This is a genomic window from Paraburkholderia ultramafica, from assembly GCF_902859915.1.
In the GTDB taxonomy this organism is placed as follows: domain Bacteria; phylum Pseudomonadota; class Gammaproteobacteria; order Burkholderiales; family Burkholderiaceae; genus Paraburkholderia; species Paraburkholderia ultramafica.
Genome location: NZ_CADIKK010000030.1, coordinates 48,807 through 73,182 on the forward strand (window position 1 = coordinate 48,807; position 24,376 = coordinate 73,182).

Sequence of the window (24,376 nt, forward strand, 5' to 3'; positions counted from 1 at the left end):
ACAGGCGGGGACCGGCCAGATGCCTCGGGTCTAGCCGGCGCTCGCCCGTTCACGCTGCTTTACGTAGCGCGCTTGATGTACTGCGCTTTATGTACCGTATTCACGTGCTGCAAACGCCCCGCGGCTTTTGCGTCGACCAGCCGCCCGCCGGCGTATCAAGGAGAGCTTCAATGGGTGTCGCCAACCTTTTCCATCCCAATCACCGCAAGCAGCCACCGTCCGATCCGCAGGATCCGTCGGGGCCGGCTTCGGCCACATCGTCCGTTGCCGTCGACGAGCGCGTGCGCCGGGAATCGTGGTTCCGGCATCTGCTCAATCGGCCGGAATTCGCGGCTCTCGCCGGCACCGCGATGGTGTTCATCGTGTTCGGCGTGACGGCCGGCAACTCGGGGATGTTCAACCTCGACGGCATCATGAACTGGTCGCAAGTCGCGGCCTATCTGGGTCTGATCTCGGTCGGCGCCTGCGTGCTGATGATCGCCGGCGAATTCGATCTGTCGATCGGCTCGATGATCGGCTTTGCCGGCATGATGGTCGCGCTGCCGACCATGTATTTCCACTGGCCGATCTGGCTCGCCATCGTGTTCGCGTTCGTCGGCTCGATGCTGCTCGGCGCACTCAACGGCTATCTGGTGATGCGCACGCGGCTGCCGTCGTTCATCGTCACGCTCGCCTTTCTGTTCATCCTGCGCGGACTCACGCTGGCGCTGTCGGTGATGTTCGCCGATCGCACGATCATCTCCGGCGTCGGCGACGTCGCGCGGCAGGACTGGCTGGCGCACACGCTCTTTCAGGGGGTCGCGTTCCACGGCCTGTTCGTCTGGCTCGGTCACATCGGCCTGGTGAAAATGCTCGACAACGGCATGCCGCTCGTGCCGGGGATTCCCAAAGTGCTGCTGTGGTGGCTCGCGCTTGCCGTCGTCTGCGCGTTCACGCTGGCGAAAACCCGCTTCGGCAACTGGATCTTCGCCGTCGGCGGCGACGCCAACGCGGCCAAGAACGTCGGCGTGCCGGTGCGGCGCGTGAAGATCTCGCTGTTCGTGCTGACCGCGTTCTGCTCGTGCCTGTATGCGGTGCTGCAAGTGTGCGACATCGGTTCGGCCGCGGCCGACCGCGGTTTGCAGGCGGAATTCGAAGCGATCATCGCCGCGGTGATCGGCGGCACGCTGCTCACGGGCGGCTACGGCTCGGTGGTCGGCGCCTGCTTCGGCGCGCTGATCTTCGGAGTCGTGCAGATCGGGATCACCTACACCAATGTCGATTCGGACTGGTTCCGGGTGTTCCTTGGCGTGATGCTGCTGTTCGCCGTGCTGTTCAACCACTACGTGCGCAGCCGCGTCGCGGCGTCTCGCTAAGTCAAGGAACAGGAGTTCATGATGACCGCCCTCGAACAGACCGAAGACGACACCATCCTGTCGCTCGAAAACGTCAGCCGCTATTTCGGCAACATCATCGCGCTCAAGGACATCACGCTCAAGCTCAAACGCGGTGAAGTGCATTGCCTGCTCGGCGACAACGGCGCCGGCAAGTCGACCCTGATCAAGACGCTCGCCGGCGTGTACCAGCCGAGCGAAGGCATCTACCGGGTGGACGGCAAGCCGGTGCGCTTCACGTCGCCGAAAGACGCGCTCGATATCGGCATCGCGACCGTCTATCAGGATCTGGCGCTGGTGCCGCTGCTGTCGGTGGCGCGCAACTTCTTTATGGGACGCGAGCCGCAGAAGAAGCTGTTCGGCTTTATCAACGTGATGGATCTCGAGCAGTGCGCGACTGCGTCGCGCGACAAGCTCGCCGAAATGGGCATCAACGTGCGCGACCCGCATCAGCCGATCGGCACCATGTCCGGCGGCGAGAAACAGTGCCTCGCGATTGCGCGGGCGATCCACTTTGGCGCGCGCGTGCTGATTCTCGACGAGCCGACCGCCGCGCTCGGCGTGAAGCAGAGCTTCAACGTGCTGAAGCTGATTCACAAGGCGCGCGCCAAAGGCATCTCGGTGATCTTCATCACGCACAACGTGCACCACGCGTATCCGATCGGCGATTCATTCACGTTGCTCAATCGCGGCAAATCGCTTGGCACGTTCACCAAGGACACCATCAGCAAGGACGAAGTGCTCGACATGATGGCCGGCGGCGCCGAAATGCAGAAGATGATCGGCGAACTCGAAGGCGCGACGATCTGATCGATTCGCGCGGCTCGTCCGGCGCTTGCGTGGCCGGTGATCGCGCTCAGCTATTCAGGAATATTCATGGATCACTCCAGCACATCCAGCGCAACCCCGCCACCTCCGGCTCCGGCGTCAACGGCCGGCGGACGCTTCGCGCCGGGCCGCAGTCGTGACATCGTCTGCCTTGGCCGCCTCGCCGTCGATCTGTACGCGCAGCAGGTCGGCGCGCGGCTCGAAGACGTGTCGAGCTTCGCGAAGTACCTCGGCGGTTCGTCGGCGAATATCGCATTCGGCTGCGCACGGCTCGGGCTCGCGTCGGCGATGCTTGCGCGCGTCGGCAACGATCACATGGGCCGCTTTCTCACCGAGACGCTGACCAGGGAAGGTTGCGACGTCAGCCACGTGCGCGTCGACCTCGACCGCCTGACCGCGCTGGTGCTGCTCGGCCTGAAAGACCGCGACACGTTCCCGCTGATCTTCTACCGCGAAAACTGCGCGGATATGGCCGTCGACGAAGCGGATTTCGACGAGGCATTCATTGCATCGTCGAAAGCGCTGCTGATTACCGGCACGCACTTCTCCACCGAACAGGTGAACCGCACGAGCCGCCGCGCGCTGGATTACGCGCGCCGCAACCAGGTGCGCACGGTGCTCGATATCGACTACCGGCCGGTGCTGTGGGGACTCACGGGCAAGGCGGACGGCGAAACGCGCGTCGTTGCGAGCGAAGGCGTGAGCGCGCATTTGCAGAGCATTCTGCCGTGGTTCGATCTGGTGATTGGCACCGAGGAAGAGTTTCGCATCGCCGGCGGCAAGAGCGATCTGCTCGAAGCGCTCGCGACGGTGCGCGCCGTCACGCCGGCCACGCTGGTGCTAAAGCGCGGGCCGCTGGGCTGTCAGATCATCGACGGCAAGGTGCCCGCCTCGCTCGACGATTCGCCGCTTCACGGTGGCGTGGAAGTCGAAGTGCTGAACGTGCTCGGCGCGGGCGACGCGTTCGCATCGGGCTTTCTCTCCGGATGGCTGCGCGATCAGCCGCTCGAAGCGTGCGTGCGCGCCGCGAATGCGAGCGGCGCGCTGGTCGTGTCGCGCCACGGCTGCGCGCCGGCCATGCCGACCCCGGCCGAACTCGATTACTTCCTGCGCGAAGCGCAAGCCGATCCGCAACGGATGCGCCGCCCGGATCGCGACGCGACGCTCGCGCGTTTGCATCGCGTCTCGCCGGCCCGCAAACCGTGGCATGAAGTGCTCGGCTTCGCGTTCGACCATCGCAACCAGTTCTTCGAACTCGCGCAGCAAACCGGCGCGAATGAAGACCGTATCGCGCGCCTGAAGGGTCTGTTCGTCGAAGCCGTTGCGCAGACCGAGAGCGCGCTGGGTTTGCAGGATCACATCGGCGTACTGATCGACGAACGTTACGGCCAGGACGCGTTGAACGCCGCCACCGGCCGTGGCTGGTGGATCGGCCGCCCGGTCGAGTTGCCGGGCTCGGTGCCGCTGGTGTTCGATCATGGCCGCTCGATCGGCACGACGCTGCTCGCGTGGCCACAGGAGCATGTCGCCAAGTGCCTCGTGCAATTCCATCCCGACGAGCCCATCGAGCAGCGGCTCGAACAGGAAGCCCAGTTGCGTGCACTCTACGATGCGACGCAGGCAAGCGGCCATGAGCTGCTGCTCGAAGTGATTCCGCCGAAGCATGCGCAGCTGCCGCAAGCGCCGGATATCGTGTATCGCGCATTGAAGCGCCTGTACAACATCGGCATCTATCCGGAATGGTGGAAGCTCGAACCGATGGACGCCGCGCAATGGCAAGCCGTCGACGCGCTGATCGCCGAGCGTGATCCGTATTGCCGGGGCGTGGTGCTGCTCGGTTTGTCGGCGGGTGTCGAGCAGTTGAACGAAGGCTTTCGCGCGGCCGCGCAATCGGCCACCTGCCGCGGCTTCACGGTGGGCCGCACGATCTTTCACGAGCCGAGCCACGCATGGCTCGCCGGAGAAATCGGCGACGACGAACTGATTGCGCGCGTGCGCCAGACCTTCGAGACGCTGATTGCGTCATGGCGGGCGACACGTGACGCGAGCGCCGCGCAGACCAGCGCGCCGAGTCATGTTCATCAGGAGCAGGCGGCATGAACCAGCGGGCCACCCATCACGACGCGGCGTCCGCGAACGACGCCACCCAGACACGCACAGGTTCGGGCGGCAGCATCCGCCTGACCGCCGCGCAGGCGCTCGTGCGCTATCTCGCGGCGCAGCGCGTGACGACCGAAGACGGCAACGGCACCGAGCCGCTGTTCGGCGGTGTGTTCGCGATCTTCGGCCACGGCAACGTGGCGGGCATGGGCGAAGCGCTGTATCAGCATCGCGACGAACTGCCGACGCTGCGCGCCCATAACGAACAGGCGATGGCGCACAGCGCGATTGCGTACGCGAAGGCGCATTTTCGCCGCCGCATGATGGCGGTCACGACGTCGATCGGACCCGGCGCCACCAATCTGTTGACGGCGGCGGCGCTCGCGCACGTGAACCGTCTGCCGGTGCTGTTGCTGCCCGGCGATATCTTCGTCTCGCGCGCGCCGGACCCGGTGTTGCAGCAAGTCGAAGATTTCAACGATGGCGGCGTGTCGGCCAACGACGCGTTCAAACCGGTGTCGCGCTACTTCGACCGCATCGTGCATCCGGCGCAATTGCTGAGCGCCCTGCCGCGTGCGTTGCGCGTGCTGACCGACGCAGCGATGTGCGGGCCGGTCACGCTCGCGTTGCCGCAAGACGTGCAAGCCCAGGCATGGGACTACCCGGCGGATTTTTTTGCGCCGCGCGTCGTCCGGTTTCATGCACCCGCGCCGCGCGTCGACGAGATCGAGGCCGCCTGTACGCGTTTGCGGCACGCCAAACGTCCGCTGATCGTCGCGGGCGGCGGCGTGCTGTACAGCCGCGCGACCGACGCGTTGCATCGCTTCGCGGCCACCCACGGCATCCCGGTCGCGGAAACGCAAGCCGGCAAAAGCTCGCTCGCGTGGAACGATCCGCTGAATGCCGGCGCGCTCGGCGTGACCGGCTCACCGGCGGCGAATGCGTTGGCGCACGACGCCGACTGCGTGCTGGCCATCGGCACCCGCTTGCAGGACTTCACCACCGGCTCGAACACGTTGTTCACGCAGGCCGACGTGATCGCCATCAATGCCAACGCATTCGACGGCGTCAAGCATCGCGCGCTGCTTGTCGAAGCGGACGCGCGGCTGGCGCTCGACGCGCTCGCCGAACCGCTGCAAGGATGGCATGCGGAGCGTGCATGGACTGCGCGTGCGCACAAACTCGCGGCCAGTTGGCGCGATACGGTGAGCACGCTCACGCATGCGCCGCAACGCGACGCCGTGCTGCCTTATGAGGGCGACGTAATCGGCGCGGTGCAGCGTTCGAGCGCGCGCTCCGCGACCGACGACATCGTCGTGTGCGCGGCCGGCACCTTGCCCGCCGAATTGCACAAGCTGTGGCGCGCCGGCAAACCGGGCGCGTATCACGTCGAGTACGGCTATTCGTGCATGGGCTACGAGATCGCCGGGGGCCTCGGCGTGAAACTCGCACGGCCTGAACGCGACGTGATCGTCATCGTCGGCGACGGCAGCTATCTGATGATGAACAGCGAGATCGCGACCTCGGTGATGCTCGGCGCGAAGCTGATCGTCGTGGTGCTCGACAATCGCGGTTACGGCTGCATCAACCGCCTGCAACAGGCGTGCGGCGGCGCGCCGTTCAACAACCTGCTAGAGAACTGCGTGCAAGGCCCGCTCGGCGCGCCACGGATCGATTTCGCCGCGCATGCGCGCGCGCTCGGCGCGCAAGCCGAACACGCCGGCAATATCGCCGGACTCGAAGCCGCGCTGCAACGCGCGCGCGCCGCGGATCGCACGTACGTGATCAGCATCGACACCGACCCGGCCCGCACCACCGACGACGGCGGCTGGTGGTGGGAAGTAGCGGTGCCCGAAGTGTCCGCGCGCGACGCCGTGCGCGACGCGCGCGCGAAATACGAGGCGCAGCTCGCTGCGCGCGCCGACCCGGCCGCTTCCGATGAACGCACCGGCAGCACCGGCCATAACACCGGCCACACCGGCCACGAATGAGGACGCTCGCATGACTGCTTTCGACGTACGCATCGGCATCAACCCGTTATCGTGGATGAACGACGATCTGCCGTCGCTAGGCGGCGAGACGCCGCTCGACGTGGCGTTGACGGAGGGCCGCCGGATTGGCTATCAGGGCTTCGAACTCGGCAACAAGTTTCCGCGCGAGCCGCAGGCGTTGAAGACGCTGCTCGCGCAATACGATCTCGCACTGGTGTCCGGCTGGTACTCCGGGCAGCTCGCGCGACGCAGCGTCGAAGAAGAAATCGCGTCGGTCGACCCGCATCTCGAACTGCTCGCGCAAAACGGCGCAACGGCGATGGTGTATGGCGAAGTCGCCGATTCGATTCAAGGTGCGCCGCAGCCGCTTTATCAACGGCCGCGTTTTTTCAGCGACACGCAATGGGCCGCGTACGCGGCGCGCGTCGACGAATTCGCGCGTTATACGCTCAGCCGTGGCGTGCGGCTCGCGTATCATCATCATATGGGCGCTTATGTCGAAACGCCCGCCGACGTCGATCAGCTGATGGCGCGCACGACCGACGCCGTCGGCCTGCTGTTCGACGCCGGACATATCACGTTTGCGGGCGGCGATCCGCTCGCGGTGCTCGACAAACACATCGCGCGGGTGTGCCACGTGCATTGCAAGGACGTGCGCCCCGCCGTGATGAAGCTGGCGCGCAATCGCAACTGGAGTTTTCTCGACGCGGTGATCGCCGGCGCTTTCACGGTGCCCGGCGACGGCGCGGTGAATTTCCCGGCGCTCATCACCCGCCTGAAGCGGCATGGCTATCGCGGCTGGCTGGTGGTCGAAGCGGAACAGGACCCGGTGGTGGCGCCGTCGTTCGAATACGCGCAGAAGGGCTATATGACCTTGCGCGGGTTGGTCGATGCACCGCTCGACGCCGCGGACAAGACCGTGCAGGAGGTGGCATGAGTTTATTGGTGAAGGCACAGCGCGAGGGCCAGACGATCGCGCGAGTAACGCCGCAGTCCGCCTGCTGGCGTTATGTGGGATTCGCCGCGTACCGGTTGGGCACGGACGAAGTCGTGCACGTGTTCGAACCGTCGTGCGAGGTGTGTATCGTCGTGCTCACCGGCGCGGTGAATATCGAAACCGCCGACGCCACGTGGACCTCGCTGGGTTCGCGCGACAGCGTGTTCGAGGACGCCGCGCCGTACGCGGTGTATCTGCCGCCCAACGTGCGCGCGACGATTCGCGCTTGCCGCGACGCCGAGATCGGCGTCGCGAGCGCGCCCGCCAAAGGCGAGTATCCGGCGCGCCTGATCGAGCCGGCTTCGATGACGCGCTCCACGCGCGGCAAAGGGCTGAATACGCGCTACGTATGCGATATTCTTCCGCAGACCGAGCCTGCCGAAGCGCTGCTGGTGGTTGAAGTCAGAACGCCGGGCGGGCACGCTTCGAGTTATCCGCCGCACAAGCACGACACCGACAACGTCCCTCACGAGAGTTCGCTCGAAGAGACTTACTATCATCGGCTCGATCCGCCGCAAGGATTCGCGTTCCAGCGCGTGTACACCGATATGCGCGACATCGACGAGTCGATGGCGGTGGAGGATCACGATGTCGTGATGGTGCCGCGCGGCTATCACCCGGTGGTGGTGCCGTATGGGTATGACTCGTACTATCTGAACGTCATGGCGGGTGGGCAACGGGTCTGGCATTTCCGCAACGACCCGGCGCACGAGTGGATCATTAATAAGGATGCTTGACGATCCATCCTGCGCGGCGCATCGGCAAGGCGCTCTGACTGCGCCGCGCAAGCAAATCCACTCCCCTGCTTCCTGAGCGCCAGATCGACATGCAACGGCGAAGCAGTAAAACCGCCGTGTGCCATAGCACCGCTCAGCCGACGCCAAGCCACTCCTGCATCACGTCGGAGCGCGTCAGAAACGTCGCCAGCTCGCCGTCGAACACGATCTCGCCATGTCCCATCACGGCGACCCGGCTGGCGATCTCCTGCGCAATCACGAGGCGCTGTTCGATCAGCAGCATCGCCACGCCGCGATCGCGCAGCATCCGCAAACATCCGGCGACCTGCTCCATCACGACACTCGCGAGACCCTCGCCGGGCTCGTCGATCACCAGCAGATCGGGATCGCCGAGCAGCGCCCGCGCGAGCGTCAGCATCTGCTGCTCGCCGCCCGATAGCGCGCCGGCACGCGTACGCTTGCGTTCGCCCAGCACGGGGAAAAGCGCGTACGCGTCGTCGAAAGTGAAGCGCGGCGTGCGGCCGCGAGCGCGCGGCGCGACACCGAGTTGCAGATTCTCGTGGACGCTCAGCGTCGGGAACACGTCGCGATGCTCAGGCACGTAACCGAGCCCAAGACGCGCGATCTCGAAGGTGCGCAGACCGCCGAGCGAACGGCCCGCGAAACGCAGCTCGCCCTCGCTGCGCACGAGGCCCATGAGCGCGCGCGCCAGCGTCGAGCGGCCGGAGCCATTGCGCCCGACCAGCGCCAGCACTTCGCCGGGCTCGATGCGCAGCGTGACACCGTGCAATGCCTGGCTCGCGCCGTACCACGCGTTCAGCGCGCCAATGTCGAGCAGCGCGCTCATGGACCAACCCCTGCGCGCCCCGCGCCGAACCCCGCGCCGAGATACGCGGCGCGCACCGCCGCATCCGCGCGAATCGCCGCCGGCGTGCCGCTCGCGATGATGCGCCCTTGCACCAGCACGGAAATCCGATCGGCGATCGCGAACACCGCATCCATGTCGTGCTCGACCATCAGCAGCGTGCGGCCCGCGGTGGCTTCGCGAATCAGCTCGATCGCGCGTGCCGCTTCCGCGCGGTTCATGCCGGCAGTCGGCTCGTCCAGCAGCAACGTGTGCGCGCCGCCCGCGAGCGCAATGCCGAGATCGAGCGCGCGCTGCCCGGCATAGCTGAGCGTGCCGGCCTGCACGTCGCGGCGCGCGCTCAGGCCGACTGCGTCGAGCACCTGTGCGGCGCGTGCGTCGACGGTACGCGAGCCGCTGAAGCGCTGCCACCAGCGCGTGCGGTCGCGCTCGGCCAGCATCGCCGCGCAGCGCAGGTTGTCGAACACGGTGAGCCGCGCGAACACGCTGGTGGTCTGGAAGCTGCGCGCGAGCCCGCGACGTGCGATCGCGGCAGGAGCGAGGCGCGTGATCTCCGCGCCGAACAGATCGATGCGCCCGGCGTTCGGCCGCGCGCCGCCGGCAATCAGATTGAAGAGCGTCGACTTGCCCGCGCCGTTCGGGCCGATCAGCGCATGACGCTCGCCGGGCTCGATCGCGAGATCGACGCCGCGCAGAATCTGCGTGGAGCCGAAGCGTTTTTCTATGCCGTAGAGGGCGAGAGCGGGGATCATTGCGAGCTCCCGGCTGTTTGCGTCGAGCTGGAGCGCACGTCGACGCGCGCTCGCGCGCGGCTGGTGTAACGAGCAGCGAGCGCGCCTAGCGCGGCCAGCATGAAGACCGCGACGCCGAACCAAACCGGCGACGCGGCCATTGGCAACGGCAAGCCGGCGACGTTGAAGCCCGCGCCGTCATCCACGCCGAATTGCGCGGCGTACGCCCATTGCACCGCGAGCATCACGGCTGCACTCCACAACAGCGCGGCGGCCACACCCCATAGATAAGCCGCGCGACAGCGGCGCCAGCCGTGCGTCGCGAGGCGCGCCGCATGCCGCTCGACGAAACCCGCCAGGCCATCCGGCGACGCCACCACGACGACGACAAAGAAGAGCCCCAGATAGAACAGCCACGCCCGCGTGACGCTCGCGACCGCGGCGCTGAAAAACGTCAGCACGATCGCGCCCGCGACCGGCCCAAAAAACGCGGCCGTCCCGCCGATCACCGTGGCGATCAGCACGGCGCCCGAGCGCATCATGCCGACGCTTTCCGTCGACACCAGTTCGATATTGATCAGCCCCAGCGTCCCCGCGATGCCCGCGAAAAACGCCGACAGCACCACCACGCCATAGCGAATGCGTCGCGGATAACAGCCGATTGCCGCGGCGCGCGCCGGGTTGTCGCGCACCGCGTTCGCAAGCCGCATGAACGGCGTACGCGACAGCGCGAGCATCGCCGCGCTCGCCAGCAGGCACCACAGCGCGATCAACGCATAGGCCTCGCGCGCCGGACCGAAGCTCCAGTTGCCCAGCCGCGCTCCGCTCGCGCGATCGATCGCCACGCCCGCCTCGCCGCCGAACCAGTCGGGCAGCGCCCACGCGGCCGCCACCACGAGCTCGCCGAGGCCGAGCGTGATCATCGCGAACGCGGTGCCGGCGCGCCGTGTCGCGATGAAGCCGAACAGCACGCCGCACAACGCGCCGCCGAGCCCGCCGACCAGCGGCAACAGCACGAGCGGCACGCCGATCCGGTTGAACACCTGCGCGGCGACCAGCGCGCCAAGCCCGGCATAACCGGCATGACCGAACGACAGCAGCCCGGTTTCGCCGAGCAGCAGGTTGTACGAAAGCGCGAACACGATCATCGTCGCGCTCTGCGCGAGATACGCGAGCAACCAGCTTTGCGGCCAGACGAACGGCGGCACCGCAAGAAACCCGACGAGCGCCAACCACGGCGCGAGTCCGCGCCAGATCGCGCGGGACGGCGCCGCGGGCAGCGCGGACGATTCAGACGCCCCAGACGCTCGGGCCACTTTACGCATGATCGTCGTGCCGTCCGAACAGCCCGCGCGGGCGCAGCGCCAGCATCGCGACGAGCAACAGATACGGAATCAGCGGCGCGAGTTGCGCGAGCGTCAGCGCGTCCCATTCGGGCGGCACCGAAGCGCCGATGATCGCCAGCACATCGCCCAGCGATACATCGCTCGCCACCGCCAGCGTCTGCACGCAGCCGACCAGCAGCGACGCCACCAGCGCCCCGCTCAACGAGCCGAGCCCGCCGAGCACGACCACCACGAACACGATCGAGCCGAGCGACTCCGCCATCGCCGGTTCGATCACGAAGAGCGGCGCGCCGATCACGCCGGCCAGCGCGGCGAGCGCCGTGCCGGCGGCGAACACGCCGGTGAACACGCGCGGCACGTTGTGGCCGAGCGCTTCGACCGCGCTCGCGTGCGTGAGCGCGGCGCGCACGATCAGCCCCGCCTTCGACACGCGCAACACCGCGTACAACGCCACCAGCATCGCCACCGACACCGCCATCATGAACGCCCGGTAGCGCGCGAAAGCTGCGCCGTACACGGTGAACAACGGGCCGTCGAGCACGGGCGGCACCGTCGCGGAAAGCGGGTTCAAGCCCCAGCCGAGCTTGACCAGCTCGCCGAGCAGATACGCGGCGCCGAACGTCAGCAGCAATTCAGGCAGATGGCCATGCACGCGCACGCGCCGCAACAGCCAGCGTTCCAGCGCCGCGCCGAGCAGCCCGACGAAGAGCGGCGCGAGCACCAGCGCGCTCCAGAACCCGGCGCGCGCGGCCACCGAGAAGCCGACGTAAGCACCGAGCATGTAAAAGCTCGCATGCGCGAAATTCAGCACGCCGAGCATGCTGAAAATCAGCGTCAGGCCGGCCGACAGCATGAACAGCAGCAGGCCGTAACTGACGCCGTTGAGCAGATTGATGACGAACGACTGCACGCGCCCGGTCCGCCTATTCCTCTGCCGCCCGCACGGCGGCGTTCAGCGGTTCGAGCGCCGCGCGCAGATCGGCGGGCAGGCTCACCGGACGCCGCGTGACACGATCCACGTACACGTGCACGAAGTGTCCCTGCGCGGCGGGCTGAGCGTCGCCTTCCTTGAAGAGCCCTACTTCGTAACGCACGCTCGAGGTGCCGAGCCGCGTCACCCGCAAGCCCGCCTCAACGCGCTCGGGAAACACCAGCGGCGCGAAGTAGCTGCAATGCGTCTCGACCACGAGCCCGATCGTCGCGCCATGCTCGAAGTCGAGCACGCCGGCGCGGATCAGATACTCGTTCACCACGGTGTCGAAATAGCTGTAGTAGACGACGTTGTTCACGTGGCCGTAGACGTCGTTGTCCATCCAGCGCGTGGTGATCGGCAGGAAATGCGGGTAGGCGGTGCGTGCGGCGGGGGCGGGTTTGTTCATTGGAGCGTGGGGCTTGGCCGGTTATGTTGGCGATCGTCGTCGAGTGGTCGGCGGAGCGCGTCAAAGCGACTCGGTCAGCATGCGGCGGTAGTCGTCGGCCGTGGCTTCGCGGGGGTTCGTGCGGTGGCAGTGGTCCGCGAGCGCGCCCTGCACGACCTTGTCGAACATGCTTGCGTCGACGCCCATCTGCTGGAGCCCGGTCGGCAAGCCGAGTCGCGCCGTCATGTCGAACAACGCCTGCGCGAGATCCGCGTGCTCCGGCAAGTTCATCGCGCGACGCATCCGTGCATAGCGGCGCTCGGCAATCACGCTGTCGGCGGTCTCGTTGAAACGCAGCACCGCGGGCAGCACGACCGCGTTCAGCGTGCCGTGATGCAGCGACGTGCGGCCATTCACCTTCAGGCCGCCCAGCGGATGCGACAGCGAGTGCACGCAGCCGAGCCCCTTCTGGAACGCCATCGCGCCCTGCATCGACGCGCTCATCATATTCAGGCGTGCTTCACGATCGCTGCCGTCCGTTGTCACGCGTTCGATGCTCGCCCACGCGCGTTCCAGACCATCCAGCGCGATGCCGTCCGCGGGCGGATTGAAGGCTGGCGCGAGAAAGGTTTCGATGCAGTGCGCGATCGCATCCATGCCGGTCGCGGCGGTCAGACCCGGCGGCAAGCCGAGCGTGAGCCCGGGATCGCAGAGCGCCGACTTCGGCAACAGATGCCACGAGTGAAAGCCGAGCTTGCGGCCGTCGTTCAGAATCACGATCGCCCCGCGCGCGACTTCGCTGCCGGTGCCCGCAGTGGTGGGTACGGCGATCAGCGGCGCGACAGCGTCGGTGATCTTCGCGCTGCCGCCTTCAATGGTCGCGTAGTGGGTCAGCGTGCCCTCGTGTGTGGCCATGATCGCCACACCCTTTGCCAGATCGATCGACGAACCGCCGCCCACCGCGATCAGACCGTCGCAGCCTTCGTCGCGATAGATCTGCGCGGCCGCCAGCACCATCGCTTCGGTCGGGTTGGACGGGGTGTCGTCGAAGAGCGGCACGTCGCCGAACTGCAACGCGTCGAGCGCGCGCTGTGCGATGCCGGCCGCTACCACGCCCTTGTCGCTGATCAGCAAAGGCCGCTTGATGCCGATTCGCGCGCATTCCGCCGGCAATTGCGCCAACGCGTCATAGCCCAGATGGATGTGGGTCAAGTAGTAGATATAAGCCATGCCTTGCTCCTCGCCGAAACGTGAACTCATTAACTGGCGCAATGAGTGTCGCAATGAGTGGCGCAATGAGTGGCGCCGTGAGTGGCACATTGAGCGACGCGTCGATTGCCGCTCGCGGGTCCGCTTTCCGTCGCGCTCGCTGCGTGATTTGCTACGTGGTTTTTTGCGTGGTCTGATGCGTAGGTAGTTGCGTCGCTTATTGCCCCGGCCTGTCGACGAATTCGAACGGCAAGCCGCGCCGCCGCATCCATTCGCCAAGCGCCTGACCGGTGCCCGCGCGCCACGGCCGCAATCTCGCCGGTTCGACCAGCCGGTATTCGAGCAACTCGGGCGACAGCGCGATGGTTCCGTACGCCTTCACGTGGTACGCGATGATCAGTTCGTTCTTGCGGATGAATTCATACACGCCGATCAACTCGACCGTCTCCGTGTGCAGCGAGGTCTCTTCCAACACCTCACGGGCGATGCCCGCTTCCGGCGTCTCGCCGTTTTCGAGGAAGCCGGTGATCAGCGCGAACATGCCCTCGGTCCACGCGGCATTGCGTGCCAGCAGAATCTTGCCCTCATACTCGACGATCGCCGCCACCACCGGCAGCGGATTGTTCCAGTGGACATAGCCGCACGCGGTATCGGGACAGCTCTGGCGGATGCGGCCGCCGTCATGCTCGGGATCGGCGCGCACGGTCAAAGGTGTGGCGCAGCGAGGACAAAATCGGTATTCGGTCATGGCGTGGGGGGCGTCTCTTTTGTCTTGGGTCTGATTGTGTTTTGCGCGCTGTTTTGTGCGGGGCGGTGCGTGGGTTAAGGCTCAGTTTAGCGTGTGGTTCGTGAACAGTTCGCGGCGTGGTTCGGTCGCAAGGTTTGGTGCTCGGGTTGAATACTCAACGCGCTTCTTCCAGCCCACCTTTTCCAGCCCACCTTTTCCAGCCCACCTTTTCCAGCACACCTTTTCCAGCACGCAATTTCGTGCATGCATTCAGCAACTCACCGCCTCACCGCCGTCTCACGCCGCGCACAGCGTCGAGCGCTTCGGGACAGATGCCGGCATCGTTGTCGGACGCGAAATGCTGCATGGGTGGCGGCGCGCCCGGCGACAGGCGCGCGGTAATGACGGAAAGCGGTCATTTTAGTGCGCCTGCGGGTTATTTGTTTTCTGGTTGCGCGGGTTGGCAGCGACGGGCTCCTCAACAGGCCGTTAGTTGCAATCGCGCGACCGTTAGTTGCAACCGCAATCGGGCATGCGGCTACGGCGATGGCCCCGGCCACGCGGCAGACGCGCCACCGCGATCAGACCCGCCGCGCCAAGCAGCAGCGCGCCCGCTGCGAGCCACAATGCCGGCGAGAATGATCCGGTGTGCTCGGCGATCGGCGCGGCGACCAACGGACCGACGATCTGGCCGACGCCATAGGCCGCGGTCGCATAGCCCATCAGACCAGCCGCTTCGTCTCCGTGCAGACGCCGCGCCTCGCGCATCGCAAACAGCGTGATTGCGGTGAACGGCAGCCCGATCAGGATGCTGCCGAGCGAGAAGCCGCCCGCCGTCGGCCAGACGATCCCGAGCGCGATGCCGCAGGCTTGCAGCGCATAGCAGCCGGCGAGCAGCGTGCGGTTATCCCAATGCCCCGGCAAACGCGCCGCCAGCAGCGCGCCGACGATCAGCGCCGCGCCGAACATCGGCCAGAACAGGTCGGGCCACGACGAGCCCGGCAGCGCATGGCGCGCGATGACGGGCAGGAAAGTCGCGGTGATGATGTACCCGAAGCCGGGAACGCCGTAGAGCAGGATCAGGCAGAGGGCGTCGGCGCGGTGAGGGGTGGGGGTCGAGTCAGGGTGGCTCATGGCGGGATGGCGAGCGGCGGATTGGCTAACGGCTCGTTCGCTGGCGGCGGGTTCGCTGGTGGTGCGCTCACTGGCGGCAGGTTGCCGTGGTTGGTCCGCGTCAGCCGCGTCACCGAACACCGGCCAAACCACAACCGACAGAACCGCACCAATCAACCCGAAGCCGATCCACCCCACCGTCGCGCCATAGCCACCCGCGACGCTCACCAGCAACCCCGTCCCGACGATCCCCACCCCCGGTCCGGTATAAATCACCCCGCTCCACCCATGCGCGCCGAGTTCGGCGAGCCGCCGCAAACCCCACTGCGACGCGAACACGAAAGTCCACGCGCTAACCGCGCCGGCGATGAAACGCACCGCCGCCCACACCCAGAACTGGCTCGTGACGCCCATCGCCAGCGTCAGCAGAACCGTCACGACGAGCCCGCCACGCACCATGCGCGCCGGCTCGACCCGCAACGCGGCGCAACTGACCGCGCCGACAAAGTAACCCGCGTAATTGAACGACGCCAGCCAGCCGCCATGCTGGATGTCGAACTGCGGCTGGCCGAGCGCGCTGCCGTGCAGCATCAACGGCAGCAGCGGCGTGAAGGCGAAACGCCCGATGCCGAGGGTAACGGCCAGCGTCACCATGCAGGCAAGCGCCGCGCGGCGGGCCGCATGGGGTTCGGAGAAGCGATCGTACGTGCGGGAGGCGAGGTCGTTCATGATCGGACGATAAAGGGCAGCGGGGCGGCGGGCCGGCACGTCGGCCGGTTTGGGTTCGTTGAATCGATCTTAGCTTGACCTTTTGATCACGAAAAATGAATAATTCGGATATCACTCATCGCTCGGAGAGAATCATGGATCTGGCCGCCTTGACCATTTTTCGCGCGGTCGTGCGGGAAAACGGCGTGACGCGCGCCGCTGCCAAGCTCAATCGCGTGCAATCGAACGTCACGACGCGTATCAAGCAGCTTGAGGAGCAACTCGGCACCGACCTGTTCATCCGCGACGGCCGCCGCCTCGTATTGACGCCGGCCGGCGAGACGCTGCTGCCCTACGCCGAACGCCTGCTCGCGCTCGCCGACGAGGCGCGTCATGCGGTGCGCGAGGATCGTCCGAGCGGACGCCTGCGTTTGGGCACGATGGAAAGCGTCGCGGCGACGCGCCTGCCTGGCTTGCTCGCGCAATATCACCAGCAGTGGCCCGACGTCGCGCTGGAGCTGGAGACCGGCACGACCGGCAAGCTGATCGAGCGGGTGCGCGAATTCGAAGTGGATGCGGCGTTGGTGGCGACGCCGCTGGACCCGGCTTCGCTCGGGGACATCTTCGAGACGGTGCCGGTGTTCAAGGAAGAGCTGGTGATGCTCACGCCGCGCGGGCATCGGCCGATTCACAAAGTGCGCGACGTTGCGCTGTCGACGCTGATCGCGTTCGAGCGTGGCTGTGCGTACCGGGCTTATATCGAGAAGTGGTATCTGGAGCACGGCGTGAGGCCGGCGCGAGTGCTGGAGCTCGGCTCCTATCACGCGATCGTCGCGTGTGTGGCCGCCGGTGCGGGCGTGGCGGTGGCGCCGCGCTCAGTGCTGGATCTGCAAGCCGATGCCAGCAATATCGCGGTTCATGAACTGCCCGATATCGGGCTGATCGAGACGCTGCTGGTGTGGCGGCGCGGGCATTTTTCGTCCGCGCTCAATGCGCTGCGGCGCACGCTGATGGCCCCGGAGGATGCGGTGGATTTGCTGCCCGCGACGGCCGTTGCGGCTGCGGATGTGCACGCGGCACGCCAATGACTCCCGGCGCTCCGCGTGGCCCATTCGCGGCCTGATCAGACCCGCATCAAAGCTGGCCTTCGACCCAGGCCTTGACGCCAGCCAGTGCAGCGGGCAGGTTCGCCGGCTCGGTGCCGCCCGCCTGCGCCATGTCCGGCCGGCCGCCGCCCTTGCCGCCGACTTGCTGAGCCACGAAGTTGACCAGCTCACCCGCCTTGACCTTCTTGCTTGCGTCAGCCGTCACGCCGGCGATCAGGCTCACCTTGCCGCCTTCGACCGAAGCCAGCACGATCGCCGCGCTCTTCAGCTTGTCCTTCAGCTTGTCGACCGTCTCGCGCAGCGTCTTGACGTCCGCGCCGTCGAGCGTGGCCGCCAGCACATGCACGCCGGCGACTTCAATTGCCTGAGCGGCCAGTTCGTCGCCCTGGCTCGAAGCCATCTTCGACTTCAACGCGCTCAGTTCCTTCTCCAGTGACTTCACCTGATCCTGCACCTGGCTGATCCGCTGCGTCAGTTCCGACGGCTGCGCCTTCAACACCGCCGCGGCCGCATTGATGCGCGCGTCGAGATCCTGCACAAAGCGCACGGCGTTGTCGCCCGTGATCGCTTCCACGCGACGAATGCCCGCCGCCACGCCGCCTTCCATCACGATCTTGAAGAAGCCGATGTCGCCGGTGCGATGCACGTGCGTGCCGCCGCACAATTCACGCGAGAAACCCAAGTCGAGCACGCGCACTTCGTCGCCGTACTTTTCTCCGAACAGCGCCATCGCGCCGCCCTTCACCGCTTCGTCGAACGGCATCACGCGCACGATGCCCGGCGCGTTCGCCAGCACTTCGGCGTTGACGATTTCTTCGACGCGGCGGATCTGCTCGTCCGTCATCGGCGCGTTGTGCGCGAAGTCGAAACGGGTCTTGTCCGCGTCGACCAGCGAACCCTTCTGCTGCACGTGCGAACCGAGCACTTCGCGCAGCGCCTTGTGCATCAGGTGCGTGGCCGAGTGATTGCGTTGCGTGCGAGCGCGGCGCACCGCGTCGATTTCCGCCTTGACGACCTCGCCCACCTTCAGCGTGCCCTGCTCGATCGTGCCGTGATGACCGACCACGTCGGCCTGCACCTTCAGCGTGTCGGTCACCGCGAAGCGCACGCTCGCGTTCGCCAGCACGCCCTGGTCGCCGACCTGGCCACCCGATTCCGCATAGAACGGTGTGTGGTCCAGCACGACGACTGCCTGCTGGCCGTGGGCCGCTTGCTGCACCGATGCGCCGTCCACATACAGCGCGACCACCTTCGCGTCGTCGAAGACGATTTCTTCGTAGCCGTGGAACGTGGTCTTCGCACCCGAGTATTCGAGGCCTTGCGCCATCTTGAACTTGCCCGCCGCGCGCGCCTGTTCGCGCTGACGCGCCATCGCTTCGTCGAAGGCGGCTTCGTCGACCGTCACTTCGCGCTCGCGGCACACGTCCGCGGTCAGATCCAGCGGAAAGCCGTAGGTGTCGTGCAGCTTGAACGCGAGTTCGCCGTCGAGCGTCTTGCCGCCCTTCGCTTCGAGGTCGGCCAGCGCGGCTTCGAGAATCGACATGCCGTGCTCGATGGTCTCGAAGAAGCGCTCTTCTTCCTGACGCAGCACGTCGGTGACGCGTTGCTCCGCTTCCTTCAGCTCCGGGTACGCGCCGCCCATCTGCGCGACGAGGTCCGCCACCATGCGATGGAAGAACGAACCCTTCTTGCCCAGCTTGTAGCCATGGCGGATCGCGCGGCGCACGATCCGGCGCAGCACGTAGCCGCGGCCTTCGTTGCCCGGGATCACGCCGTCGACGATCAGGAACGAGCACGCGCGGATGTGATCGGCGATCACCTTCAGCGAGTTGTTGGTCAGATCGCTCACGCCGGTTTCGCGCCCCGCGGCCTGGATGAGCGCCTGGAACAGGTCGATCTCATAGTTGCTGTGCACGTGCTGCAGCACCGCGGCGATACGCTCCAGCCCCATGCCAGTGTCGACGCACTGCTTGGGCAGCGGCGTCATGTTGCCCTGGGCGTCGCGGTTGAACTGCATGAACACGAGATTCCAGATCTCGATGTAGCGATCGCCGTCTTCCTCAGGCGATCCCGGCGGGCCACCCCACACTTCCGGGCCGTGGTCGTAGAAAATTTCCGAGCACGGACCGCACGGGCCGGTGTCGGCCATCTGCCAGAAGTTGTCCGACGCGTAGCGCGCGCCCTTGTTGTCGCCGATGCGGATGATGCGCTCGACCGGCACGCCCACTTCTTTCGCCCAGATGTCGTGCGCTTCGTCGTCTTCGTGATAGACGGTGACCCAGAGCTTGTCTTTCGGCAACTGGTACACGCCGGTCAGCAATTCCCACGCGTAGTGGATCGCGTCGCGCTTGAAGTAGTCGCCGAACGAGAAGTTGCCCAGCATTTCGAAGAACGTGTGGTGACGCGCGGTGTAGCCGACGTTTTCCAGATCGTTGTGCTTGCCGCCGGCGCGCACGCTGCGCTGCGCGGTGGTGGCACGCGAATACGGACGCGATTCCGCGCCGAGGAACACATCTTTGAACTGCACCATTCCCGAATTGGTGAAGAGCAGTGTCGGGTCGTTGCCGGGCACGAGGCTCGACGAGCGAACGATCGTATGGCCCTTCGATTCGAAGAATTTGAGGAATTTCTCGCGGATTTCGGCGGCTTTCATAGCGTGCGGGGGACGGTCCTGGCTGTTACCGGCGGCATCGTGGGATGCGCCAACTGTTTGTTTCTTAAACGACTGATTATACGGGATCGGCGCCCGTGCGCGGCAGCGCGCCCAGCGCGGTTGGCCGTTTGGCCAGGTTTGGCCGGGTAGCGCGCAATATTGAGATGCACGCGAGTTGTCCTATGACGTTCGACTGACTGCGCCGCCATGCGGGAATCGCTTAAGATTGCCCCCATCCGCGGCGCCTTGCGCGCCGCCTGGCTACCTAGGAGACATTGATCAATATGGGCGCTCTCAGTCATATCCGCGTGCTGGATCTCACACGCGTGCTCGCCGGTCCCTGGTGCACGCAAACGCTCGCCGATTTCGGCGCCGACGTCATCAAGATCGAACGTCCCGAGGTCGGCGACGATACCCGCCACTGGGGGCCTCCGTACCTCAAAACGCCCGCAGGCGCCGACACCCGCGAGGCCGCGTACTACCTCGCGGCGAACCGCAACAAGCGCTCGGTCACGGTCGATATCGCGTCGCCCGAAGGCCAGCGGATCATCCGCGAACTGGCCGCGCAAAGCGACGTGGTGCTGGAGAACTACAAGGTCGGCCAGTTGCAGAAGTACGGGCTCGACTACGCGTCGCTCAAGGAAGTGAAGCCCGATCTGATCTACTGCTCGGTGACCGGCTTCGGACAGACCGGGCCGTATGCGCAACGCGCTGGCTACGACTTCATCGTGCAAGGGATCGGCGGCTTCATGAGCATTACCGGCGAGCGCGACGGCCAGCCGGGCGGCGGCCCGCAAAAGGCCGGCGTGGCGATCGCCGACCTGATGACCGGCATGTATTCGACCATTGCCGTGCTCACCGCGCTCACGCACCGCGACCGGACCGGCGAAGGGCAATACATCGACATGGCGCTGCTCGACGTGCAGGTGGCGATGCTCGCCAACATGAATTCGAACTATCTGGCGAGCGGCCAGCCGCCGATGCGCTGGGGCAACGCGCACCCGAACATCGTGCCCTACCAGACCTTCCAGACCAGCGACGGCTGGATCATCGTCGCGGTCGGCAACGACGGGCAGTTCCGCAAGTTCGTCGAAGCGGGCGGGCGGCCGGAGCTCGCCGACGACGAGCGTTTCGCGACCAACCCGGCGCGCGTGCGTCACCGCGACATCCTCGTGCCGATCCTCGCCGACATGGTTCGCCTGCAAGGCAAGCAACAATGGATCGCCGCGCTCGAAGCGACGGGCGTGCCGTGCGGGCCGATCAACGATCTCGGCGAAGTGTTCGAGAACGAGCAGGTGGTGGCGCGCGGCATGCAGGTCGATCTGCCGCATCCGTCGGGCGGCACGGTCAAGCTGGTGCGCAATCCGATCAACATGAGCGGCACGCCGCCCGAAGCGCTGGCTCACCCGCCTACGCTAGGCGAGCACACCGAGAGCATTTTGCGCGACGTGCTGGGTTATGACGAAGCGAGGGTTGCGGCGTTGCGGGCGAAGTTGGTGATTTGAGGGGGCGCGACGGGGGATTTGTGGCGGCAACGCCGCCATGTTGTGATGGCGAAGCTGCTGCGTCGTCGCATCACATGCGGCGATCCCGCGACCGCCCCAGCCCGACTCGCGGCGCACCCGGCCGCGTCAACGCAAATGCGTCAACGCGAATGCGTCAACGCAAATTCAACCCCGCGCGCCCAACGAGGCCAGCCAGGACCGCCCTTCGTCCCAATCGCCGAGACCGCTATCCGCGTTGATATGGCCGCGTGCGCCGATATCCATCCAGCGGCTGCCCCACGCGTTTGCACAGGTCTGTGAAAACGGCACGCCGCCATAGGGATCGTCGCTGCTCGCCACGACCATGGTCGCAAACGGCAAACGCGTGAGCGGCACCGGCGCGAAGCCGCTGGCGTCCTGCGGAAAATGAGCCTCGGAGGGATCGGGCACGGCGACCAGCAACGCGCCCGCGACCTTCGCGAGCTGCGCCGCGCTCGCGTATTGCGACGCCCAGAAAGCGGTCGTCAGGCAACCGAGACTATGGGCGGCGAACACCACCGGCGCATCGGCGGCGGCCACCGCGGCGTCGAGCGTGCGGCACCAGGCGTCGCGCACGGGATGGTCCCAGTCCGGCATCGGCACACGCGTGCACGCCGGATCGAGCGCCTCCCAGCGTGTTTGCCAGTGGCCGGCGCCGGAACCCAGGTAGCCCGGCAGCACGAGTGTGTTCAGTTTTTGTCCGCTCATCGCGTTCCCCGTTCGTAGTTAGTTTTTTGACGTTCGCGTACAGCCATTTGCTTACCGCTGTTCACTCGTCACTGTTCGCGTCTTGCAACCCGCATCTTGCGGTTCGCCTCTCGCAGCGTTTCTTGCAATCCACAATCGAAGCCCATCTTCGCAGAGTTTATTGTCGACGCTCCGCCGCCCCCGACCTTACCGCATCACACGCCCCACGCCCACACCCCGCGGATCCGCCGCCGGCTCGGGCGTCGTGCCCTCGATGCGGATCATCTGCACGTCGCCGTTGACGGACTGCTCCTCCAACGCACCTCCTGTTACAGCGCCGACCCGGCCTCCGATTCCGCATCAGAACCGCTCAAACGTTGGCTGCGCGCCGCACTCGCCTGCCGTCGGCGGAGTCGTCAGGTAGAATTGCCGGATAAGTGGCCGCATTGCGCGTCCCCGACAGACTTTCACCTTCTCGCATGAATACCGAACGCATCGACGCGCCAGCGGCATCCAATTTCATCCGCAACATCATCGACGACGACAACCGCACCGGCAAGTGGGGCCAGCGCGTCGAAACGCGCTTTCCGCCCGAGCCGAACGGCTATCTGCATATCGGTCACGCGAAGAGCATCTGCCTGAACTTCGGCGTCGCGCGCAGCTACGGCGGCGTGTGCCATCTGCGCTTCGACGACACCAATCCGGAAAAGGAAAGCGTCGAATACGTCGACTCGATTATCGACTCGGTGCGCTGGCTCGGCTTCGAATGGGAAAAAGACGGCAAGGAGCAGCTCTATTACGCGAGCGACTACTACGACAAGCTGTACGAATTCGCCGAACTGCTGATCGAGCGCGGCAAGGCGTACGTGGACAGTCAGTCGGCCGAAGAAATGCGCGCGAACCGCGGCTCGGCCACCGAAGTCGGTACGCCGTCGCGCTTCCGCGAGCGTTCGGTGCAGGAGAACCTCGACCTGTTCCGCCGCATGAAAGCCGGCGAGTTCAAGGAAGGCGAACACGTGCTGCGCGCGAAGATCGACATGTCGTCGCCGAACTTCAACATGCGCGACCCGGTGATCTACCGGATCCGTTTCGCTCATCACTACCGTACCGGCGACACATGGTGCGTGTACCCGATGTACGACTACACGCACTGCATCTCGGACGCGCTGGAAAACATCACGCATTCGCTGTGCACGCTCGAGTTCGAAGACCATCGTCCGCTGTACGACTGGATTCTGAACGAGCTTGCTGAAGCCGGCATCTTCACGCGCCCGCTGCCGCAACAAATCGAGTTCTCGCGCCTGAACCTGACCTACGCGATCACCAGCAAGCGCAAGCTGCTACAACTTGTGAACGAAGGCCACGTGGACGGCTGGGACGACCCGCGTTTGCCGACCATCGTCGGCGTGCGCCGGCGCGGCTTCACGCCCGAGGCGATCCAGTTGTTCTGCGAGCGCATCGGCGTGACCAAGGTCGATTCGTGGATCGACATGAGCGTGTTCGAAGGCGCGCTGCGCGACGATCTCGACGACAAGGCGCCGCGCACGGCCGCCGTGCTCGACCCGCTCAAGCTGATCATCGACAACTTCCCGGAAGGCCTCAGCGAACCGTGCAGCGCACCGGTGCATCCGCATCATCCGGAACAGGGTGTGCGGGAGTTTCCGATTTCGCGCGAACTGTGGATCGAGCGCGAGGACTACAACGAAGCGCCGCCAAAGGGCTACTTCCGCCTGTTCCCGGGCAACAAGGTGCGCCTGCGCTACGGCTACGTGATCGAATGCACGGGCGCGGACAAGGACGAGAACGGCAACGTCGTCGCGGTCCATTGCAACTACTTCCCGGACAGCAGATCGGGCACCGAAGGCGCGAACACCTACAAGGTCAAGGGCAACATTCACTGGGTCAGCGCGGCTGCCGCCTGTCCGGCCGAAGTGCGCATCTACGACCGGCTGTTCAAGGAGCCGCAACCGGACGCCGGCGGCCGCGACTTCCTCGAAGCGCTGAATCCGGATTCGAAGCGCGTGGTCAACGCCTACCTCGAACCGGGTGCGCGCGACGCGCTGCCGGAACAGCGCTATCAGTTCGAGCGCCACGGCTATTTCGTCGCCGACCGGGTCGATTCGAAGCCGGGCAAGCCCGTGTTCAATCGCATCGTCAGCCTGCGCGACAGTTGGGGCAAGCCGGCATAAGCTGGAGCGGCTGCCGTTTGTAGCGCATCCGAAGTTGCGCATCCGAAGTTGAATACGGCGTGCATCTCGCTCACGAGATGCACGCCGTTTCGTTGCATGATGTTTCATCGACAGTCACTGCGCGCTCAGGTGAAC

The 24,376-nt window shown here is 65.9% G+C and carries 19 protein-coding genes; 9 read left to right on the forward strand and 10 right to left on the reverse strand.

Annotation, left to right across the window (positions count from 1 at the left end; all coding sequences use genetic code 11):
- Positions 1-170: 170 nt before the first annotated feature.
- From HV744_RS26885 to iolB, 6 genes are all read left to right on the forward strand, one after another.
- On the forward strand, positions 171-1,355 hold the full coding sequence (locus HV744_RS26885) for an ABC transporter permease (RefSeq protein ID WP_175152406.1): 1,185 nt from the start codon (positions 171-173) through the stop codon (positions 1,353-1,355).
- Positions 1,356-1,376: 21 nt separating this feature from the next.
- Entirely contained in the window at positions 1,377-2,183 is an 807-nt protein-coding gene (locus tag HV744_RS26890) for an ATP-binding cassette domain-containing protein (protein WP_175152451.1), read from the forward strand.
- A 66-nt stretch (positions 2,184-2,249) separates the two neighbouring features.
- Positions 2,250-4,301, forward strand: a complete 2,052-nt coding sequence (locus HV744_RS26895; protein ID WP_175152407.1) for a bifunctional 5-dehydro-2-deoxygluconokinase/5-dehydro-2-deoxyphosphogluconate aldolase — start codon at positions 2,250-2,252, stop codon at positions 4,299-4,301.
- Positions 4,298-6,292, forward strand: a complete 1,995-nt coding sequence (gene iolD / locus HV744_RS26900; protein WP_175152408.1) for a 3D-(3,5/4)-trihydroxycyclohexane-1,2-dione acylhydrolase (decyclizing) — start codon at positions 4,298-4,300, stop codon at positions 6,290-6,292. The genes HV744_RS26895 and iolD overlap by 4 nt, the downstream gene beginning before the upstream one ends.
- A gap of 10 nt (positions 6,293-6,302) precedes the next feature.
- Entirely contained in the window at positions 6,303-7,229 is a 927-nt protein-coding gene (gene iolE, locus HV744_RS26905) for a myo-inosose-2 dehydratase (protein ID WP_175152409.1), read from the forward strand.
- Entirely contained in the window at positions 7,226-8,026 is an 801-nt protein-coding gene (iolB, locus tag HV744_RS26910; RefSeq protein WP_175152410.1) for a 5-deoxy-glucuronate isomerase, read from the forward strand. Before iolE ends, iolB begins: the two co-directional genes overlap by 4 nt.
- A 133-nt stretch (positions 8,027-8,159) precedes the next feature.
- Here the strand turns inward: iolB and HV744_RS26915 are convergent, their stop codons facing one another.
- The 8 genes from HV744_RS26915 to HV744_RS26950 form a co-directional block, all read right to left on the reverse strand.
- Positions 8,160-8,873: an ABC transporter ATP-binding protein gene (locus HV744_RS26915; protein ID WP_175152411.1), complete on the reverse strand. Its 714-nt coding sequence runs from the start codon at positions 8,871-8,873 to the stop codon at positions 8,160-8,162.
- On the reverse strand, positions 8,870-9,643 hold the full coding sequence (locus tag HV744_RS26920) for an ABC transporter ATP-binding protein (protein WP_175152412.1): 774 nt from the start codon (positions 9,641-9,643) through the stop codon (positions 8,870-8,872). The genes HV744_RS26915 and HV744_RS26920 overlap by 4 nt, the downstream gene beginning before the upstream one ends.
- Positions 9,640-10,947 carry a branched-chain amino acid ABC transporter permease gene (locus HV744_RS26925; RefSeq protein WP_175152413.1) on the reverse strand — a complete coding sequence of 436 codons (1,308 nt, stop codon included), beginning with the start codon at positions 10,945-10,947 and terminating at the stop codon, positions 9,640-9,642. Before HV744_RS26925 ends, HV744_RS26920 begins: the two co-directional genes overlap by 4 nt.
- Positions 10,940-11,878, reverse strand: a complete 939-nt coding sequence (locus HV744_RS26930) for a branched-chain amino acid ABC transporter permease (protein ID WP_175152414.1) — start codon at positions 11,876-11,878, stop codon at positions 10,940-10,942. The genes HV744_RS26925 and HV744_RS26930 overlap by 8 nt, the downstream gene beginning before the upstream one ends.
- 13 nt (positions 11,879-11,891) lie before the next feature.
- Complete coding sequence (locus tag HV744_RS26935) at positions 11,892-12,347, reverse strand: acyl-CoA thioesterase (protein ID WP_175152415.1); 456 nt, start codon at positions 12,345-12,347, stop codon at positions 11,892-11,894.
- A gap of 60 nt (positions 12,348-12,407) precedes the next feature.
- Positions 12,408-13,556: an iron-containing alcohol dehydrogenase gene (locus HV744_RS26940; protein ID WP_175152452.1), complete on the reverse strand. Its 1,149-nt coding sequence runs from the start codon at positions 13,554-13,556 to the stop codon at positions 12,408-12,410.
- Positions 13,557-13,752: 196 nt separating this feature from the next.
- Positions 13,753-14,283 carry an NUDIX domain-containing protein gene (locus tag HV744_RS26945; protein WP_175152416.1) on the reverse strand — a complete coding sequence of 177 codons (531 nt, stop codon included), beginning with the start codon at positions 14,281-14,283 and terminating at the stop codon, positions 13,753-13,755.
- A gap of 489 nt (positions 14,284-14,772) precedes the next feature.
- Positions 14,773-16,104 carry a YbfB/YjiJ family MFS transporter gene (locus tag HV744_RS26950; RefSeq protein WP_175152417.1) on the reverse strand — a complete coding sequence of 444 codons (1,332 nt, stop codon included), beginning with the start codon at positions 16,102-16,104 and terminating at the stop codon, positions 14,773-14,775.
- Positions 16,105-16,238: 134 nt separating this feature from the next.
- Here HV744_RS26950 and HV744_RS26955 point away from each other — a divergent pair, with 134 nt between their 5' ends.
- Positions 16,239-17,171, forward strand: a complete 933-nt coding sequence (locus HV744_RS26955) for a LysR family transcriptional regulator (RefSeq protein WP_175152418.1) — start codon at positions 16,239-16,241, stop codon at positions 17,169-17,171.
- Positions 17,172-17,217: 46 nt separating this feature from the next.
- Here the strand turns inward: HV744_RS26955 and alaS are convergent, their stop codons facing one another.
- On the reverse strand, positions 17,218-19,842 hold the full coding sequence (gene alaS, locus HV744_RS26960) for an alanine--tRNA ligase (protein ID WP_175152419.1): 2,625 nt from the start codon (positions 19,840-19,842) through the stop codon (positions 17,218-17,220).
- A 284-nt stretch (positions 19,843-20,126) separates the two neighbouring features.
- Between alaS and HV744_RS26965 the strand changes: the two genes are divergently transcribed.
- Positions 20,127-21,347 carry a CaiB/BaiF CoA transferase family protein gene (locus tag HV744_RS26965; protein ID WP_175152420.1) on the forward strand — a complete coding sequence of 407 codons (1,221 nt, stop codon included), beginning with the start codon at positions 20,127-20,129 and terminating at the stop codon, positions 21,345-21,347.
- A gap of 165 nt (positions 21,348-21,512) precedes the next feature.
- Here HV744_RS26965 and HV744_RS26970 read toward each other — a convergent pair whose 3' ends face one another.
- Positions 21,513-22,073 (reverse strand): RBBP9/YdeN family alpha/beta hydrolase, encoded by a 561-nt coding sequence (locus HV744_RS26970; RefSeq protein WP_175152421.1) that lies wholly within the window; start codon positions 22,071-22,073, stop codon positions 21,513-21,515.
- A gap of 458 nt (positions 22,074-22,531) precedes the next feature.
- On the opposite strand from HV744_RS26970, the gene HV744_RS26975 reads away from it, so the two are divergent.
- Positions 22,532-24,241, forward strand: coding sequence for a glutamine--tRNA ligase/YqeY domain fusion protein (locus HV744_RS26975; RefSeq protein WP_175152422.1), 1,710 nt, complete (start codon positions 22,532-22,534; stop codon positions 24,239-24,241).
- The last annotated feature ends 135 nt before the right edge of the window (positions 24,242-24,376 follow it).

What these genes read in the sequence shown, in the direction of transcription:
- HV744_RS26950 (WP_175152417.1), bottom strand. Translation starts at nt 16,104, where the DNA reads ATGAACGACCTCGCCTCCCGCACGTACGATCGCTTCTCCGAACCCCAT.
- HV744_RS26975 (WP_175152422.1), top strand. Translation starts at nt 22,532, where the DNA reads ATGAATACCGAACGCATCGACGCGCCAGCGGCATCCAATTTCATCCGC.
- iolE (WP_175152409.1), top strand. Translation starts at nt 6,303, where the DNA reads ATGACTGCTTTCGACGTACGCATCGGCATCAACCCGTTATCGTGGATG.
- iolD (WP_175152408.1), top strand. Translation starts at nt 4,298, where the DNA reads ATGAACCAGCGGGCCACCCATCACGACGCGGCGTCCGCGAACGACGCC.
- HV744_RS26955 (WP_175152418.1), top strand. Translation starts at nt 16,239, where the DNA reads ATGGATCTGGCCGCCTTGACCATTTTTCGCGCGGTCGTGCGGGAAAAC.
- HV744_RS26915 (WP_175152411.1), bottom strand. Translation starts at nt 8,873, where the DNA reads ATGAGCGCGCTGCTCGACATTGGCGCGCTGAACGCGTGGTACGGCGCG.
- HV744_RS26970 (WP_175152421.1), bottom strand. Translation starts at nt 22,073, where the DNA reads ATGAGCGGACAAAAACTGAACACACTCGTGCTGCCGGGCTACCTGGGT.
- HV744_RS26885 (WP_175152406.1), top strand. Translation starts at nt 171, where the DNA reads ATGGGTGTCGCCAACCTTTTCCATCCCAATCACCGCAAGCAGCCACCG.
- alaS (WP_175152419.1), bottom strand. Translation starts at nt 19,842, where the DNA reads ATGAAAGCCGCCGAAATCCGCGAGAAATTCCTCAAATTCTTCGAATCG.
- HV744_RS26925 (WP_175152413.1), bottom strand. Translation starts at nt 10,947, where the DNA reads ATGCGTAAAGTGGCCCGAGCGTCTGGGGCGTCTGAATCGTCCGCGCTG.
- iolB (WP_175152410.1), top strand. Translation starts at nt 7,226, where the DNA reads ATGAGTTTATTGGTGAAGGCACAGCGCGAGGGCCAGACGATCGCGCGA.
- HV744_RS26965 (WP_175152420.1), top strand. Translation starts at nt 20,127, where the DNA reads ATGGGCGCTCTCAGTCATATCCGCGTGCTGGATCTCACACGCGTGCTC.
- HV744_RS26945 (WP_175152416.1), bottom strand. Translation starts at nt 14,283, where the DNA reads ATGACCGAATACCGATTTTGTCCTCGCTGCGCCACACCTTTGACCGTG.
- HV744_RS26940 (WP_175152452.1), bottom strand. Translation starts at nt 13,556, where the DNA reads ATGGCTTATATCTACTACTTGACCCACATCCATCTGGGCTATGACGCG.
- HV744_RS26920 (WP_175152412.1), bottom strand. Translation starts at nt 9,643, where the DNA reads ATGATCCCCGCTCTCGCCCTCTACGGCATAGAAAAACGCTTCGGCTCC.
- HV744_RS26935 (WP_175152415.1), bottom strand. Translation starts at nt 12,347, where the DNA reads ATGAACAAACCCGCCCCCGCCGCACGCACCGCCTACCCGCATTTCCTG.
- HV744_RS26895 (WP_175152407.1), top strand. Translation starts at nt 2,250, where the DNA reads ATGGATCACTCCAGCACATCCAGCGCAACCCCGCCACCTCCGGCTCCG.
- HV744_RS26890 (WP_175152451.1), top strand. Translation starts at nt 1,377, where the DNA reads ATGACCGCCCTCGAACAGACCGAAGACGACACCATCCTGTCGCTCGAA.